Below are 17,039 nucleotides of genomic sequence, written 5' to 3'. Positions count from 1 at the left end.
TTCGCTCCGTGGCCGGCCGCCTTCGACGGTCCGGCCTCGCTCCGCGGGCCGGGCCCTCTTCGACGGCCGGGTCTGACGCCCATGACGTGCCGCGCAGGTTCACGGGAGACACCGACGCATGAAGACGCCACCGCCGCCGCCCGTGTCGCCGTCCGCGGAGACGCCGACCGACGGATCATCCGTCCGGATCGGTGCTCTCGTACCGCTGACCCGGCCCGGCTGGGCCGAGGCCGGCCGGCACCTGCTCACCGGACTCGAGCTGGCCGTTCACGAAGTCAATGACACCGGCGGCGTGGCCGGGAGACCTCTCGAACTGCTGGTCCGCGACACCGCGGCCGATCCGCAGAAGGCCGCGGCGGCCGTGGACGAACTGGCCGGGCTGGGGGTGGCCGCCCTGGCGGGGGAGTATCACAGCGTCGTCGCTCGGGCTGCTGCCGCCCGGGCCGACGCACTCGGTGTGCCGTTCCTCTGCTCGTCGGCGGTGCTCGACACGCTGACCGAGCGGCCGACGCCTTGGGTCGCGCGCCTCGCCCCGGCTCAGTCCCACGGCTGGACGATCTACGCGGACTTTCTCCTCGGCGCGGGCCACACCCGTATCGCCGTGGCGACCGAGCCGAGTGTCTACTGGGCGTCCGGGGCCGGCATCCTGCGGAACCACCTCGCCGCACACGGTGGTTCCGTCGTCGAACTCGACATGCGCGCACTGACTCCCGCGGCCGTGTGCGACGAACTCGTCCGCCATCGCGCGACGGCACTGCTTCTCCTGGTCGGTCATCCGGAACCCGCGGTGTCGATCGCCACGTCGGTCCGTCGTGACCGGCGCCTGCCCGGGATCACGATCGGTGCTCCGGCCGGGCAGCCGGAGTTCGCCGAATGGGTCACGTCGGCGGGCGACGACGGGGCCGCCGTCCCGTTCCTGCGCTACCTGCCGGAGCGCCTGAGCCCACTCGGCGCGCGCGTCGAGAGGGCCCTGAGTGAGCGGCTGGGCCAGGCGCCCTCCTTCGTCGCCTTCGAGGGCTACGACACGGTCACCGTCCTCGCCGACGTGCTGCGATCCCAGGGCGCGGACCGGGCACGCATCGCCGCGGCCTGGCCGGGCGTCGACGTCGAGGGGACCCGCGGGCGGATCAGGTTCTCCCGGGTTCCGGGCATCGGCGTCTGGCAGTGGTCATGGGCACCGGTCCAGGTCGTCGAGCGAGTACGGGCGGAACCCGGTCGCTTCCGGATCCTTCACTCCGGGTGAGGGGACCGGGGTGCTCGACGTGGCCGGCGACTGCCGCGCCGGGCACCCCGGCGGGGCCGTGCGCGGCCGTGCGTACGGCCGCCGCCGAGGCTTGATCCGGCCACTGGCGCGAATGCGCCACAATAAGTCTCCGGCAGTGCAACCATTCGTACCCCGGGCATGTCTTCCCTAGTGAAATAGTGTGTCCCCTTCACCAGGAGCAACTGGGGGCGTCATGCACCACCCATCCCGCGCAGCCATTGTCGCCGGCACCATTCTCGCCGCCGTCGGCGCCACGATCCCCGCCTCCGCGGCAGCCCAGCCGAAGGCAGCCGCCACGCCTACGTCACCCGCCCGCGTCGTCAACGCCCGCTGGGCCGGGCACTGCACCTACGACCGGCTCGTCATCGACGTCCAGGGCGGTACCCCGTCCGTCGCCGTGAGCCGGGTCAGCACCCTCCGCTATGACCCTTCAGGCAAGAAGGTCCCGCTCGCGGGGAAGTACTTCCTGAACATCAGGCTCTCTCCCGCGGTCGCGCACAACAGCGCGGGCAACTCCGTGTACCGGGGGCCCCGACTGGTGAAGATCCCGTTGTACAAGCTGAAGGGGCTGGCCCTGACCGGGGACTTCGAGGGAGTCGTCTCCTTCGGAACCGCGTTCCAGACCAAGCCCGCGTACAAGGTGTTCAAGCTGCACAGCCCCGAGCGCGTGGTCCTGGACTTCAGCCACACCAACCGGTGCGGCTGACTGCCGGACCGTCGCTCGAGAGCGCCGCTGAGCGTTCGGACGGCAGGCCCGGACCCCTTCGCCGGGGTCCGGGCCTGCCGTGCTGCCGTTTTCCTCCCCCTGGCCAACACCGTGGTGCAGACTGCTCGTTGACGTGCGGACGAGGGTGGGGGGAGCCGGTCGTGCGGCAGGATCTGGCGGTCAACCTCGTGGCCTCTCTGGTGGCGTTCGGCGTCGGCTGGCTCGGCCGCGCCCTGCTCCACCACTACCGGACGAGGACACCGGCGGCGCGTGTGTGGCGGCTGGACCGGGACCGCCGGGTCGTGATGGTCGTAGGGGAGTCGGGCGGGTCGTCGTCCGCGTACCCGAAGATCCCGGAGACCGATGCCCTCGCCGCCATGAACCTGCGGCAGTTCCTCTCCCAGGACCTGGGGTTGCACGAGGCGGCGACGGTTCGGGCCAGGGCCTTCGCCATGGCGTCGGACGCCGAGGAGAACCTGGTCGTGATCGGCGGGCCGGTGCACAACGGCGTCTGGACGCTGATGACCGACCGGCTCGACCCGCCGTACGTCTTCCGGCAGTTCCCCGACGAATACCGCATCGTCGGCGTGGAGAGCGGCGAGGAGTACGGCGAGTCGGACGTGGACACGGCGACGCTCGTGGATCATGCCATCGTCGTGCTGGCGCACAATCCCTTCGCGGCGGGGAGCCGCTTGATCATGATCGCGGGCTGCGCGCTCCTGGCCACCTCGGGCGCGACCCAGCTCTTCGCCCGCGGTGAGATCCGCGCACTGGCCAAGGCGTACGACACGACGTCGCCACTGGCGCTCGTGGTCCGCGTCGAGAGCGTCGGCGGATACGTGCGCCGGCCCGAGGTCGTGGCAGCCGCCAACTTCTCCCAGGCCCCGGCCACCCGTACCGCTCCGGCCACGCGCCCCTGACCTCCGGCGGACCAGGCGGGGAGTGGCCCGGAGCCGCGTCCTCGGATGCCGCGAAAGGGGCGGGCGAGCGCCGCGTGCTCGGCTGCTCGCCCGCCCCGGTCTCCCCAGGCTTGATGGGTCTCGCTCTACGGCGCGATCTCGAACCGCGGGGGCTGAAGGCCCGCGAGGCAGGACTTGTCCGGTGCCGTCGGCGTGTCGAAGAACGACCGGGTGATCGTCTGCGCGCAGGGTGATTCGGCGAACGCGACGTGGGCGACGTACGGGACCTTGACGGTGGTGGAGCGGCTCAGAGTGCGCGCCACGTAGGGCCCGTTGCTCGGCGCGGTCTGCGCGTCGAAGCCGGCCGACATGACCAGGGTGGGGATGTCACTGCGTACGACACTGCGGACGGCACGCGGTTGTGCGGGGACGTTCCAGGCTCGGCAGTCGTCGTGGAGGAAGGCGAGCTGCGGCGCGTTGGCGAGGACGGAGCGGGGGAACGTGGGGAACACACGCCGGCCCGCCCGGATCACCTCGGCCTGGGTCTCGTATGGTGTCCACTCGCCGCAGAAGACGCCGTAGGCGAGCCCGTGCGCGACCCGGCCGACGGCCTGCGGGCTGAGCTTGCCCCCGGCCCACTGCTCGGCGATGCGCTGCGGGTTGCCGTGCGCCAACTCGTCGATGGAGCGCGGCACTCCGGGCGCCAGGTGGGTGGCGGAGGTCAGCCAGGTCACCAGCGTGCCGCCGTCGATGACGACCTTCACCGGTCCGGGCTGTCCGGGGACGGTGACGTGGGTGGTGACCGGATGGGCTTCGAGCTTGCTCACCAGGCCCTGGAAGGTCCTCGACAGATGCGGATAGCGCTGGTTGCACGCGGGCTGCCGCGCGCAGGCCGCGAACAGGCCGTCGAAGCCCTCGCGCGCGGCCTTCCAGGTCACCGCGCCCCCGGCCAGGGAGGGCGGCAGCACGCCGTCGATGCCGACGGACCGGACGCCCTGCGGGTGCGTGCGCATGTACGTCAGGGCCAGGTCGGTGCCGTACGAGATGCCGAACACGTTCCAGAGCCTGATGCCCAGGGCGACGCGCAGGTCGGCGTAGTCGGCGGCGCTCTCGGTGGTGTTGTAGGCGCCGAGGTCGGCGGTGCGCCGTACCAGTCGGTCGCGGCAGGCCCGCGTCGCCTGCACGTGCAGACGCCCGGTGGAGGGGGCGTTGAAGACGAGGCCGACGGCGCGGGCGTTGAACTCGTCGATGTTCGGACAGGTGAGCACCGGGTCGGCGGAGTAGGTCCCGCGCTGGGACATGAAGATGACGTCCCGGTCGCGGTTCAGGCCGCCGTCGACCGCCAGTTGGGCCTCGGAGACGGCGTCGTCGCCGGGCCCGCCGGCCAACCACACGATCGGGTCGGACGCGTGTCTGCGGGTGGCGGCCGGCACGATGGCGACGGAGAGGGTGATCTTCCGCCCCCGGGGGCGGGAGCGGTTCTCGGGCACGGTGAGCGTGCCGCAGTTCGCCCCGGCCAGAACGGGGACGGGGTCCGCGGTCCGTGGACAGGGGCCCGGTACGAAGCGGGAGTGGCCGGCCGTCCGGGCGACCGTGCCCGGAGTCGTCGTGGTCCCGGGCCCGGCCTCGGCGGGGGAGGCGGCGAGACCGGCGACCAGGAGGCCGGCCGTGGCCCCCGCCAGCGCGGCGGGGAGCCGTCGCGCGGTGCCGCGACCGCGCGGCGGACGGATGGACATCATGACTTCTCCAGAGCGGGGACGATGGTGAACGGTTTCGGCGTCAGGCTCGCGACACAGCGGGTGTCGGGCGCGGTGGGACGTGTGAGGAACGAGGTCAGGACGCTCGCCGCGCACGGCGACTGGGGGACCACCCAGTGGCCGATTCCGGGAATCCGCACGGTGGTCGAGCGGGACAGGGTGCGGGCCGCGTACGCGCCCCAACGGGCCCCCGTCTTGGCGTCGAACGTTCCTGAGAGCACGAGCGCCGGCACGTTGCTGACGGTCGTCACCCGCTGGACAGGCGTGCGGTCCGGGACGTTCCAGACGCGGCACGCCTCGTGCTGGAAGGGGAGCTGGGGCGCCTGGGCCAGCACCGAGTCGGGCCACCCGGGGAAGGCCCGGCGGCCGGCCGCGAGCAGGTCGGCCTGCGAATAGCCCGGCACCCACTCGCTGCAGGCCACGGACTGTGTGAGGCCGTGCGCGAACGCGCCGACGGCGGGTGTGGCGCCGGCGGCGCGGGCCCGGGCGAAGCGCCCCGGATCGCCGTGCGCGAGTTCGTCGAGCGCCGCGGGTACGTCGACGGCCGGGACGGCGTTGGCGACGAGCAGATTGACGAGCGCGCCCCCGTCGAGGACGACCTTGACCGGCGCACCTCCCGCCGGAGGCTGTGCCATCACGGTCAGGGGGTGTGCCTCGAGCCGCCGGACCTGCTGGGTCAGCGTGAGTGAGAGGTTCGGGTAGCGGTGGCTGCACGCCGGCTGGGCCGCGCAGGCGGCGAAGACGGTGTCGATGCCTTCCCGGGCGCTGTCCCAGGTCCACGGCAGACTGACGATCCGGGGAGGTACCACCGAGTCGATCGCCACCGAACGGATGCCCTGGGGGTGGCGGCGGAGGTAGGTGAGCCCGAGGTCGGTGCCGTAGGAGTATCCGTAGACGTTCCACCGGCGGATCCCGAGCGCCTTGCGCAGGTCGGCGAAGTCGGCGGCGTTCTCGGTGGTGTTGTAGGCGCTCAGGTCGACACCTTCGCCGGTGAGTCGGTCCCGGCACTGTCTGGTCGCGCGCACCAGGCGCCGTCCGGTCGACGCCGCGTCGTAGCGCAGCCCGACGGACTCCGCGTAGAAGCGGTCGATCTCCGGGCAGGCGAGGTTCGGCTGCGCGTAGAGCGTCCCGCGCTGGGTCATGACGATCAGATCGCGGTCCTGGTTCACGCCCGCGCCGATCACGAACGGCATGTCGTCGAACGCGTCACCCCCGGGACCGTCGGCCATGAACACGACCGGATCCGCGGACGGCTTCGCCGAGACGGCCGGGATGATCGCGACGGCCAGCCGGACCGTCCGCCCGCCGGGCCGGGCGCGGCTCTCGGGAACCTCCAGGAACCCGCACCGTCCCGGGACCGGTTCGGGCGTCTCCGGGCAGGGGCCGGGTACGAATCGCGTGGGCGCCCCGGGCCTCGGTCCGCTCTCGGACGCTGTCACGGCGTGGCCAGGTGTCGGGGCCAGGACGCCGAGGAGGGCCACGCCCGCCGTGACGACAGCCAGTCTGGTGCGTGCGTGCCGTGCGTGCCGGGAGCGCCGCCGCGTGAACCGGTACGGTGTCCGCACCGGTTCGGCCCCGGAGCCGCCGCTATGGACGTCGCCCTCGTGACGGCCACCGCCACCGCCGTTCCAGCGACCGCCGCTCCCGCTGTTCCGGCTACTGCCGCCGTCTCCGCTGTTCCGGCGCTCGCCGCCCGCCCCGCCGACGGTGGGCGGACAGCCCGTTCCGATGCCCTGTTCCCTCATACGATCCCGTTTCTCCGACGTCCCCGGCCACGCCGATGTCGCGACACCGGCGCAGGCTCCGCCCGCCACCGCCTGCTGCGGGCGGGCACCACGTGGGCCAGCCTGGACGCGTGACCATAGGTCCACCACTCATGGGCTCCACTCGGAGCAGTCCTTGATCGGGGGCGCGTTCGGGGCCGCGTTCACGGGCGCGCGGCCGCGACGGAGCCCCCGCTCGCGGCGGAGACGCTGGTCGACGGCGGCTTCACCGGGTCCCCCTGCCGACGCTGGTCGGCGGCGACAGCGCTCTCACCTCGACCCCGCCGAAGGACGGGGCGGGCGCCCGGGCGCAGGTCGTCCGCCGCCGGCCCGACGGAAGGCGGCTGCGCCTGCTGGACCAGCCCGAGTTCACCCCGCCCGCTGACCCCGGAGCGGTCACCGGGTCCGGGTGCGGCCGGGCGGGTACTGCGGGCACAGGCGCCTGTAGGGCGTGTCTCCGACGTGTCGTTCCCATTCCTGGTGCGTGAGGTTGCGGCCCGCCCTGCGGCACAGTTCGTCGGCCCATTGCCCGGGTACGGGGATGATCCTGGCGGCCCTGTCCCAGGAGGCGGTGGCCAGGAGCGTGCCGTCCGGGCTGAACGCCACCGAGGTGACCCAGCCGGACGTGGCGCCGAGGGTGGTCACGAGGTGTCCGTCCCGTACGTCGAAGAGGCGTGCGGGTGCCGTACGGTCCCGGCTCCCGATCGCGACCGTGCCGCCGTCCGGGCTGAACACCACCGTCGTCACCGGGGCGTCCTGCCGTGCGAGGGTGCGGACGACGGAGTGGGCCGCGATGTCCCACAGGCGGGTGGTGCCGTCGTTCGTGGCGATGGCCAGGGTCTTCCCGTCGGGGCTGAACGCCGCCCCGTTGACGATGGCGCCGACGTCGAAGCGCGCGGTGGTGCGGTGAGTCCGCAGGTCCCACAGGCGGGCCGTGCCGTCGGTGGACGCCGTCGCCAGCGTCCTTCCGTCGGGGCTGAACCGCACCGCGTCCACCCAGCCGTCGTGGCCGTACAGGGTGCCGACGCAGCGGTGGGTACGGGTGTCCCACAACCGGGCGGTGCCGTCGGTGGAGGCGGTCGCCAGCGTCTTCCCGTCGGGGCTGAACGCCACCGAGTCCACGGCGGCGACATGTCCTCGCAGGGTGGCGAGGGCGCGGTGGGTGCGGGTGTCCCAGAGGCGCGTACGGCCCTCTTCGTCTCCGGCCGCCAGCACGGGGTCACGGGGACTGAACCCCACCGCGAGCACGTGCGGTCCCTGGGGGAGTACGGCGACCGTACGGCCGCTGTCCGGGTCCCACAGCCGGACGGTGCCGTCCCTGCTCCCGGTCGCCAGCGTGCGGCCGTCGGGGCCGAACGCCACAGCATCGAGGTAGCCGCTGTGACCGGTCAGTTCCCTGAACGCTCGCCGGACCGCGATGCCCCATGTCCGGGCGGTGCCGTCGGAGGAGGCCGTGGCGACGGACTTCCCGTCCGGACCGAAGGCCACCGCGTTGACGGCGTCCGTATGGCCCTCCAGGACGGAACCCTTCCGGGTGCGCAGGTCCCACAGCCGGGCGGTGCCGTCCCGGCTTCCGGTCACCAGCGTGCGGCCGTCGGGGCTGAACGCCACCGAGCTCACCACACGTGTGTGTCCGTGCAGAGTGGCCGAGGGACGCCGGGTGCGCACGTCCCAGAGGCGGGCCGCACCGTCCGCGGAGCCCGCCGCCAGCGTCCTGCCGTCGGGACTGAACGCCACGGAGAACACCTCTCTCCCGTGACCGCTCAGGACGGCGGTGCCCCTGTCGCTCCGCAGGTCCCACAGCCGGGCCGTGTCGTCCCAACTGCCGGTTGCCAGCGTGCGGCCGTCGGGACTGAACGCCACCGAGCCCACTCTGCCGGTGTGGCCGGTCAGGGTGGCGAGCGGCCGGCCCGTACGGGATTCCCACAACTGCGTGGTGCCGCTTTCCGAACCGGTGGCCAGGGTCCTGCCGTCGGGGCCGAGCGCGACGGAGGTGACCGGGCCCGCGTGCGCCGTCAGCCGGATGACGCTCTCACCGGTGCGGGCGTCCCACAGGCGGGCGGTGCCGTCGAGGGAGCCCGTGGCCAAGGTCTTCCCGTCGGGGCTGAAGGCCACGGCGGTGACCTCGCCGGTGTGCCCGGCGAGAACGGTCGCCTTCCAGCCGTGGTCGGCACGCCACAGTCGGACGGTGTGGTCCCTGCCGCCGGTGGCCACCGTGCGGCCGTCGGGGTGGTACGCCACCGCGGTGACCCCGCCCGTGTGGCCGATCAGCGGCCGTACAGGGTGCACGGGTGCCGCCAGGGCGCCCTGCGCGCTCGCGGCGGTCGTCGCGTTCGACCGGAAACGCAGCCCGGCCAGGGCCAGGAGGCCGGCCAGCTCGGGCCGGGTCGCGAGTGCCGCGCGGGAGTCCGCCGCAAGGCTGCTCGCTCTGGCGGTGCGACTCTGGTCGTCGGCCGTCCTGCGCTCCGCCTCGGCGGTCCGCCACTGCCAGCCCGCCAGCAGAGTCGCGGTGAGCGCGGAGACGACCAGCAGCGCGAGGACCGCGGTGAGACGTCGTAACCGCCGATTGCTGCGCAGCGCGGCTTCGGCCCGCGCGGTCGCCGCCTGGATCTCGGCCCGTGCCGCCGCCTCACTCTCCGCCAGGAACGTGCTCTCCAGCGGATTGAGGTCGGCACGCCGCCCCTGGGCCATGTCCGCGGCACGAACGAGCCGGTGGCCGCGGTACAGGCTCCCCGGATCGCGTCCGAGAGCCTGCCAGGACTCGGCGGCGGCAGTGAGGTCGCGGTGCGCCCGCAGCCAGTCGCGGTCCTCGGCGAGCCAGTCACGCAGCAGATCCCAGGCCCGTACAAGCGCCTCGTGCGTGATCTGGACGACCCCGTCGTCGGCGGTGACCAGGCGTTTGTCCACCAGCCGTGCCAAGGCCACCCGAGCCGGACCGCCTTCGTGGGCCAGTTCGTCCTCGCGGACCCTGCGGCGCACCGCCTCGCCGCCCTCGTCCACCCTGACCAGCCGGAGCAGCAGCCGCCGGGCCGCCTGCCGCTGGTCGGGGTCGAGGGCGTCGTACGTCCCCTGGGCCGTATTGGCCACCGCGTCCCGGATTCCGCCGGACGCCCGGTAGCCGGCCAGGGTCATGCAGCGGCCGTCGCCCTGTGCCCAGGTCGCCCGCAGCGCATGCGCCAGCAGCGGCAGGGATCCTGCGTCGTGACCGCCGTCCTGAACGCCCAGGTCGCGCAACAGGGTTTCCACCAGACCCGGTTCGAGTTCCAGACCCGCGGTGCGCGCCGGGCCCACGACCGCCTCGCGAAGTTCCGGCTCGCTCATCGGCCCCAGGACGAGACTGCCCGAGCCGACCACTCCCGCCAGTCCCGGTACGGCGATGCAGCGGTGTAAGTAGTCCGCGCGCACGGCCAGCACCACCGGGGCCGGCCCGCGGCCGCCCGCCTCGCCGGCGGCCCGCTCGATGAGCCGGGCCACGAAGCGACGCCGTTCCTCCTGATCGGCGCACTGGGTGAAGATCTCCTCGAACTGATCGACGATCAGCACTGGTTGACTGGTCCGGCTGTTCTCGTCCGCCGGCGGACGATCGAGCCCGTCCAGCCGGCGCAGCGCCTCCAGCGGGTGCGGGCCGGGGGTGATGCGCAGCGCCGTCGAGCCACCGGCGTCGTACGGGGACAGCTCTCCTCGGCGCAGCGCCGGGACCAGGCCGGCACTCAGCAGGGAGGACTTGCCGGCCCCCGACGCTCCGGTGACGAACAGCGGCGGTCCGCCGTCGAGGCGGTTCTTCAGGAGTCTGAGAAGTTCCTCGACCTGAGCGGTGCGGCCGAAGAACCAGGCGGCGGTGTCCTCGGTGAAGGCGTGCAGTCCCGGATAGGGGCATCGTTCGTCAACGCGACCTTGAGTGCCGCCGGATCCTCGATCGGAACCGGTGCGGTGGGCGAGCAGGCTCTTCAGCGCCAGATAGTCGCCGAGCAGGTTTTCCGCTCGGTTCTGCGTCTCCCTTCGGCCGATCTTCAACCGGGCCAGGCACGTTCTGACGTACGAGTCGAACAGGGCGCGGTCCGGAACCCTGGTGCCCCGGCCGTTCTCGAGGTCGGAGACGGTCGAACCGGCCCAGCCGCTCCGGCGGGCCAGAGCCTCCTGGGTCAGGCCGGCTTCGACACGCAGCTCACGCAGATGCCGCCCCAGCAAGGCACGCCGCACGCTCGCCTCGTCGCTGCCGCCCGGGGCCGGCGTCATCCGCTCACCCGGCGGCCGGAGCTCCGGTGAACTCCGGCGCCACCGTGCCGGAACCGCCTCCGGCCTGCGCAATCACCCGGTGATTCCGGCATCGACCGCCACCGGGGCCGGTCCTCCCCGCTCCGGTGCAGGCTGGCCCCAGCCGAACTCCCCCGATCGCTCAAGGGTGTTCGGCCTACCGGAATACCAACGGTCACGCTCTGCCTCCCCGCCGCTCACGCGATGCCGTCAGGAGCGTATGCGCTGGGCCCGCACAGGTGTCTCGGTTCGCCACAAAAGGGGCTTCGCGTGCTCCTTCTCACCGATTGCTCCACAGCGATCGGCAGCCGCCGCCACGAAAGGACCAAGATGAACAACGGAACGAACGACCGGTTGAACGACGACGCCGAATCCGATAAGCGCCGCGGCCAGGACGACGGCCCCACCGCCCTGCGCCTCGGCCGCACGGCCCTGTTCGGCCTGGTCCGCGGGATCGCCACCGCGACCGGTTCGGCGTTGATCGCCGGGATCATGTGGTGGACGCGGGACCATTGACCTCCCGCGGTGGGTCCGCGCGCCCCGCGTGGACCCACCACCACGCCTCGTGTCGCCGATATGAGCCGTACCGCGGGACTCCGGGACACAAGTAGGACCGCGCACGGTGGTTCAGGGCCCTGCTCGTTCACTGCCTTGCTCGCGGCCGCCGCCCCGGGGCAGCGGCCGTCAACGCAACGGCGTGGCCTCGCCCCGGCCGACGGTGTGGCGGTCGAACCAGGCCTGGGCCGCCGCGCGTTCGGCCTGGGCCGGCTTCGGGCTCAGCTGGTCCGGGTTACGGATCAGCAAGTGCTCGCGGGCGGCTTGCAGTCCGATGGCGCGGGCCTGCGGCGACAGGCCGGGGTGGTCCGCGACGTCCATGGCTCGCTGCCACCAGCTCCGGCTGTGAGGGCTGATGGAGTAGTGCCACAGCGGTTGTCCGGGGTCGGCCACACCGATCAGCACCCGGCGCAGGACGTGACCGTTGACGCCCGGGGTGCCGAGCAGCCGGTCGGCCACGAGCAGCGGATGCTCCCCGTCGAGGCGGGCCCGGACCAGGACCCAGGTCATCAGCTGGCCCACGTCGTGGGAGGGCGAGGTGACGAAGTCCCACAGCTCGGCGGCCTTGGCCTCGTCGGGGGCGCCGAGGTGGGTGAGGAGCCGCACCTTGTCCTTCCACACCGGCCGGGCTCCGTTCCACCAGGTGACCAGCTTTCCCGCGGCCGGATGGTCCAGGTCGAGGGCGAGGCAGGTCAAGGTGACGAGCGGGTGGCGCCACTCGGTGTACGTGGTCCGGTACGTCTTGGTGAGGTCCTTGAGCCGACGCGGCAGCAGCGCCTCGACATCGGCCTCCGTGGCCTTGCCGTGGGCGAGGAGGAGTTCGAGGCAGAAGCCGAGTCCCTGCAGACCGGTGGCCGGATCGGCCACCTGCTCCCGCAACCAGCGCACATCGGTGTCGGTGAGCGTCCGGTACCGGTGCCACACGCGGCTCACCGCCCCCTCGGAGGCGGTGAGATCGGTGCCGGTGCCGGACAGAAGCCCGTCCCGGACGGCCTCGTAGCGCTCCACGGCGGCCAGCACCTCGGCGGTGTCTGTGCCGACGGGCACGGTACCGCCGGGCCGGAGCGACTCCTCCCGTACGAGATCCACCTGGTCGCGGGCTGCGCCCGCCGCGAGGACGCGCAGGGCGTGGGGCAGCCGTTCGTCGGTGCCGAAGCGGACCGCCGAGAGCGCCGCGTAGGAGAGGCCGGCGCGGTGGTCCGCCCCTGTCTCCCGGCGCCAGTCTGCGGTGACGGCCCCGATCAGCGCGTCGTACAACCCGCGCAGGGAAGTCTCCGGGGCACCAGACGTGGCGAGTGCCGCCGCGAGATCGGCGGCGGCCCGTACCGCGTCGGGCTCGCGGAGCGACCGGTGCAGCGCCAGCCAGGAGTGGACCGAACCGCGGTCGCCCGCGAGCGAGCACTCCCGCACCACGGCCAAGCCCCGCTCGGACGGCATCTGCCGCAGGACACCGGACGCCGCGGCGCCGAGGTCGGCGACCAGCTCCCACGCCTCCGCACGGCCGTGGCGCAGCAGCGCGTGGAGCAGTTCCCGCCAGGCGCCCCACTCCGTCAGCGGCCCTTCACGCTCCAGCCGCCAGGCGGTCAGCAGCCGATCCGTCTCGTCGGGTGTGAGTTCGTCCCGCCGCTCCAGCGAGACCACGAACCGCGTCGCGGCGGAGAGGTCCAGGGGGTCGCGCAGCCGTTCGTGGAGCCACGCGGCCTCGGCCGGTGACAGCGGCCGGTACCGGAGGGAGAGAGCGCTGCGGTCCACCGGTTCGTCGAGCACCGCGAGGAACTGGCGCACGCCGTCGGGATCTCCGGGGCCGGGCAGGCCCGCCTCGTCCCGGGGTGTGATCCGGTCCAGCCGGAAGGCGCTCTTCGGCCCGCCGTCGAGGACCCGGAAACCGGTCGGCCCCTCGCCGAGTCCGGCGGCGACGGCGGCGTGATCGCCGCCCCAGTGCAGCAGCAGCTCGCCCGTCAGGGAGCCGGAGCGGTCGAAGGCATGCCGGTGGGACTGCCAGTGCCAGTACGCGAAGGAGACGGGGCCGCTGAGCCCCCTCGCCTCGAGGAGTTCCGCCGCGTCACCATGGCCTTCGGACTGGGTGTAGCGGGCCCGGTTCGGCGGCGGCAGCACGAGGAACCCGTCCCCTTCGAGCTCCCGCCACCAAGCCTTGATCGTGGCGAGGTCCGAGCGTCGCCGCGTCGTACGCTGCCCGAGCGGGGCGGTGTCGGGGCTGGTCACGTGCTGCTCCCTGGGTCTTCGGGATCGGTCCCGGACGAATCTTCCGTCCGGGACTCACCCTGTCACAGGGCTCTGACATCCCCGTCCGCGCTCGGTGCCGGTCTGACACCTCTCAACGCGAATGCCTGCTTCAAGCGTTCTGCCGGTCCTTGCCTTCCGTGTCCTCGTCCTCCGCTTGCGAGGGCGCTGTTCGAAGACACTGGGGTGGATCGTCTCCGCCTGGCCGTCGGTACGTCGTCGTGCGTTCGCCCTCCGTCCGGGGCGGGGGCAATGCCTGCGTCAGACCGTGGACCGCGCGGTCTCCGCGGAGGCGACTCCGCGGCGGCCCAGAACCAGCGTGGCCGGCTCAGTACCCGCTGATCCGGGCCACGAAGTATCCGGCGACGATCACCGAGACCACGACAATCAAGCTGAGCCAGACGTAAGGGTGTTCCCATATCCCGCCGTCGGGCAGTTCCTGATGCGCTTCGGCGATGCAGCCCTCGACGGGAGGGGTCTCGCCCGGGGGTACGAGTGGATGTGTCATATATCAACGGTCCGTCCGATGAGTGGGCGCCGCATCTCCGACGCGGACCCGGCCTCTGCGCGAATCGTTGACATGCCCCTGCCCTGTAGCTAGCTTCACGAACAGTTCCCGTCCGCGCCCCAGGTGCTCGCGGCCCAGGGTTCCGCCCATGCGTCCCGCATCGCCAGGCGCCCCATCTCGACGATGCGACAACGTTGTCGACCTCGATTACCGCTCAAGTGCCACGCGCCTCGCGGAAAGACAACGTTGTCAATCGTCCCACTTCCGCTCCACTCCCGCTCCACTTCCGAGTAGAGGAGAAGCCCCGTGACACGACTGTCGAGACCCCCCGGAACGGCCGCGATCGGCTTATTCGCGGCCGTGGCACTGGCCATGGCCGGGCTGTGCGCACCCGCGTGGGCGGCCGGAAAGGCCGCGCTCGTCGCGTCTCCGGCCACCGTGGTCAACCCGTTCATCGGAACGTCGAACGAGGCCAACGACTTTCCCGGCGCCGACGTGCCCTTCGGCATGGTGCAGTGGAGCCCGGACACGCCGTCGCGGCCCCCCGGTGGCGGATACGAGTACAACGACTCGTCCATCACCGGCTTCAGCCTCACCCACATCGCCGGGCCCGGCTGCGGCGCGGCCGGAGACATACCCGTGCTGCCCACGGTCGGCACCGTGAACACCGGAGCGACGGACGCGTTCTCGCACGCCAACGAGTCGGCGTCCGCCGGTTCGTACAAGGTCGCGCTCAACAACCAGGTGACCACCGAACTGACCACCACGACACGCAGCGGGATGGCGCGCTTCACCTTCCCCTCGACCGCCCAGGCCAACCTGATCTTCAAACTCACGGGCAGTCAGAACGGCGCCAGCGCAACGCAGTTCACCAAAGTCTCGAACACCGAGGTGAGCGGTCAGGTCACCAGCGGTCGCTTCTGCGGTGCGGGGAACACGTACACCGTGTACTTCGACATGGTCTTCGACCAGCCGTTCGCCTCGCAGGGCAGCTCGGTCGCCAAGACGCCGGCCGCCAAGCCGGCGAAGCCGGGCACGGCGTCCAAGAACGCGGCCGAAAAGCCCAACAAGCCCGTGCTCCACGGCAAGATCCCCACCCCCACCGCCCCGAAGACCGCCGAGGACAGCGCCTCTCCGGACGCCGCCGCCTCGAACGGCTACGTCACCTTCAACACCACGAGCAACCCGGTGGTGCAGGCCAAGGTCGGCATCTCCTACGTCTCGGTGGCCAACGCGACGGCCAACCGGGCCGCGGAGAACACGGGGTGGGACTTCACCGCGACCCGCACCGCCGCGCAGAACGCCTGGAACAGCGCACTGGGCAAGATACAGATCGCCGGCGGAACAGCCGCACAGCAACAGAGCTTCTACACCGCGCTCTACCACTCGCTGCTGCACCCGAACGTCATCAGCGACACCAACGGCCAGTACTACGGATTTGACGGCAGGACCCACACCGTGGACACCGGCCACAAGGCCGCCTACGCCAACTACTCCGGCTGGGACATCTACCGTTCACAGGCCCAACTGGAAGCGCTGGTCGCCCCCCAGGTCGCCTCGGACACGGCACAGTCGATGGTCGACGACTACGCCCAGACCGGGATCTTCCCCAAGTGGTCGGAGAACAACGGCGAGTCCTACGTGATGGTCGGTGACCCGGCGGACGCCATCCTCGCCGACTACTACGCCTTCGGCGCCAGGGACTTCGACACCACGACCGCTCTGGCCGACATGGTCAGACAGGCGAGCACGACCAACAACGACCGGCCGGGCCTCAACTACCTGAACTCGCCCGGATACATGCCGCACGACGGCAGCTACGGCTGCTGCAACTTCTACGGCCCCGTGGCCACGACGCTGGAGTACAACACCGCCGACTTCGCCATCTCCGCACTGGCCGGAGCGCTCGGCGACACCAACAACCAGAAGACGTACGCCAACCGTGCCCAGAACTGGCGCAACGTACTCAACCCGGCCTCCGGCTTCGTCGAGCCGCGCAACGCGAGCGGCTCCTGGACCGGCGGCTTCGACCCCACCAGCGGCACCGACATGGTCGAGGCCGACTCCTGGATCTACACCGGGATGATCCCGTTCAACATCGCCGGCCTGGCGCGCGCCAAGGGCGGCAACACGGCGATGAGCCACTATCTGGACACCGTGCTGCGCAGCTACACCGGTGACAAGGGCTATGCGTGGGTCGGCAACGAACCCAGCATCGAACTGCCGTGGGAGTACGACTACATCGGGCAGCCCTACAAGACCCAGGGCACCGTCCGGGCGATCCAGCAGCAGATCTGGGCGAACACCCCCGGCGGGCTGGCCGACGGCAACGACGACCTCGGCGCGATGAGCGCGTGGTACGTGTGGTCCGCACTCGGCATGTTCCCCGAGACGCCCGGCACCTCCGATCTCGCCCTGGGCTCCCCCTTGTTCACCCAAGCGGTGATCACACTCCCGTCGGGCAACACACTGACGATCAACGGCAACGGCGCCGCCGACAACGCCCCCTACGTCCAGTCCGCGACGTGGAACGGCTCTGCCTGGAACAACGCCTACGCCCCCACCTCGGCGATCACCGCCGGCGGCACGCTGAACTACACCCTCGGAACCAGCGCCAACACCTCCTGGGCGACGGCCGCGTCCGCCGCTCCGCCCTCCTACGCGGGTGACACCCCGGCCCCGGCCTCGCCGCGGATCGGTCCCGTCACCTCCGCGGTGGCCTCGAACCTGTGCGTCGACGACGCGAGTTCCTCGACCACCGACGGCAACCACGTCCAGATCTGGACCTGCAACAACACCTACGCCCAGGACTGGATCGTCGCCGGCGACGGAACGGTCCGGACCCTCGGCAAATGCCTGGACGTCGACCACAGCGGCACCACCAACGGGACCCTGATCCAGCTGTGGACGTGCAACGGCACCGGTGCCCAGCAATGGACCGCGGGCGCCAATGGATCGCTGATCAATCCCCAGTCGAAGTTGTGCCTGGACGACCCCGGCTCCACGACGACGACCGGCACCCAACTCCAGCTCTACACCTGCAACGGCACGGCCGCCCAGAACTGGAAACTCCCGAGCTGAGCCACCGCCCA

General features: G+C 71.8%; 10 protein-coding genes and 1 pseudogene. 6 read left to right on the top strand and 5 right to left on the bottom strand.

Going from position 1 to position 17,039, the window contains the following annotated elements; all coding sequences use genetic code 11:
• Positions 1–118: 118 nt before the first annotated feature.
• The 3 genes from OG410_RS02410 to OG410_RS02400 all read left to right on the top strand — a co-directional run bounded on the left by OG410_RS02410 (position 119) and on the right by OG410_RS02400 (position 2,890).
• Positions 119–1,243, top strand: coding sequence for an ABC transporter substrate-binding protein (locus OG410_RS02410; RefSeq protein WP_329297542.1), 1,125 nt, complete (start codon positions 119–121; stop codon positions 1,241–1,243).
• Between the two features lie 214 nt (positions 1,244–1,457).
• The gene (locus OG410_RS02405) at positions 1,458–1,970 is read left to right on the top strand and encodes an AMIN-like domain-containing (lipo)protein (RefSeq protein ID WP_329297541.1); all 513 of its coding nucleotides are present in this window, start codon (positions 1,458–1,460) and stop codon (positions 1,968–1,970) included.
• 161 nt (positions 1,971–2,131) lie between these two features.
• Positions 2,132–2,890 carry a hypothetical protein gene (locus OG410_RS02400; protein WP_329297540.1) on the top strand — a complete coding sequence of 253 codons (759 nt, stop codon included), beginning with the start codon at positions 2,132–2,134 and terminating at the stop codon, positions 2,888–2,890.
• A gap of 125 nt (positions 2,891–3,015) precedes the next feature.
• Here OG410_RS02400 and OG410_RS02395 read toward each other — a convergent pair whose 3' ends face one another.
• Together OG410_RS02395 and OG410_RS02390 are read right to left on the bottom strand one after the other, a co-directional pair.
• Positions 3,016–4,608 carry an alpha/beta fold hydrolase gene (locus OG410_RS02395; protein WP_329297539.1) on the bottom strand — a complete coding sequence of 531 codons (1,593 nt, stop codon included), beginning with the start codon at positions 4,606–4,608 and terminating at the stop codon, positions 3,016–3,018.
• Positions 4,605–6,371, bottom strand: coding sequence for an alpha/beta fold hydrolase (locus tag OG410_RS02390; protein ID WP_329297538.1), 1,767 nt, complete (start codon positions 6,369–6,371; stop codon positions 4,605–4,607). The genes OG410_RS02395 and OG410_RS02390 overlap by 4 nt, the downstream gene beginning before the upstream one ends.
• A gap of 254 nt (positions 6,372–6,625) precedes the next feature.
• Here OG410_RS02390 and OG410_RS02385 point away from each other — a divergent pair.
• Positions 6,626–6,769 (top strand): annotated as a pseudogene (locus OG410_RS02385) (DUF4440 domain-containing protein); the annotation flags it as partial.
• A gap of 16 nt (positions 6,770–6,785) precedes the next feature.
• Here OG410_RS02385 and OG410_RS02380 read toward each other — a convergent pair.
• A complete protein-coding gene (locus tag OG410_RS02380; protein ID WP_329297537.1) occupies positions 6,786–10,625 on the bottom strand; it encodes an nSTAND1 domain-containing NTPase in 3,840 nt (1,279 codons plus the stop codon).
• A 348-nt stretch (positions 10,626–10,973) separates the two neighbouring features.
• Between OG410_RS02380 and OG410_RS02375 the strand changes: the two genes are divergently transcribed.
• Complete coding sequence (locus OG410_RS02375) at positions 10,974–11,159, top strand: hypothetical protein (protein WP_329297536.1); 186 nt, start codon at positions 10,974–10,976, stop codon at positions 11,157–11,159.
• Positions 11,160–11,327: 168 nt separating this feature from the next.
• Here OG410_RS02375 and OG410_RS02370 read toward each other — a convergent pair whose 3' ends face one another.
• Positions 11,328–13,421, bottom strand: coding sequence for a hypothetical protein (locus tag OG410_RS02370; protein WP_329297535.1), 2,094 nt, complete (start codon positions 13,419–13,421; stop codon positions 11,328–11,330).
• 346 nt (positions 13,422–13,767) lie between these two features.
• Positions 13,768–13,947: a DUF6480 family protein gene (locus OG410_RS02365; RefSeq protein ID WP_329297534.1), complete on the bottom strand. Its 180-nt coding sequence runs from the start codon at positions 13,945–13,947 to the stop codon at positions 13,768–13,770.
• Positions 13,948–14,253: 306 nt separating this feature from the next.
• Between OG410_RS02365 and OG410_RS02360 the strand changes: the two genes are divergently transcribed.
• Positions 14,254–17,028, top strand: coding sequence for a lectin (locus tag OG410_RS02360; protein ID WP_329297533.1), 2,775 nt, complete (start codon positions 14,254–14,256; stop codon positions 17,026–17,028).
• Positions 17,029–17,039 lie beyond the last annotated feature (11 nt).

Origin of the sequence: Streptomyces sp. NBC_00659 (assembly GCF_036226925.1) — a bacterium.
Classification (GTDB): domain Bacteria; phylum Actinomycetota; class Actinomycetes; order Streptomycetales; family Streptomycetaceae; genus Streptomyces.
The sequence above is the reverse complement of the archived record's forward strand: the minus strand, read 5'-3'. Positions and strand labels throughout refer to the sequence as shown.

Bases quoted from the DNA above. Each gene is read 5' to 3' on its own strand.
- OG410_RS02410 (WP_329297542.1), top strand. From the start codon at position 119: ATGAAGACGCCACCGCCGCCGCCCGTGTCGCCGTCCGCGGAGACGCCG.
- OG410_RS02405 (WP_329297541.1), top strand. From the start codon at position 1,458: ATGCACCACCCATCCCGCGCAGCCATTGTCGCCGGCACCATTCTCGCC.
- OG410_RS02395 (WP_329297539.1), bottom strand. From the start codon at position 4,608: ATGATGTCCATCCGTCCGCCGCGCGGTCGCGGCACCGCGCGACGGCTC.
- OG410_RS02390 (WP_329297538.1), bottom strand. From the start codon at position 6,371: ATGAGGGAACAGGGCATCGGAACGGGCTGTCCGCCCACCGTCGGCGGG.
- OG410_RS02380 (WP_329297537.1), bottom strand. From the start codon at position 10,625: ATGACGCCGGCCCCGGGCGGCAGCGACGAGGCGAGCGTGCGGCGTGCC.
- OG410_RS02375 (WP_329297536.1), top strand. From the start codon at position 10,974: ATGAACAACGGAACGAACGACCGGTTGAACGACGACGCCGAATCCGAT.
- OG410_RS02365 (WP_329297534.1), bottom strand. From the start codon at position 13,947: ATGACACATCCACTCGTACCCCCGGGCGAGACCCCTCCCGTCGAGGGC.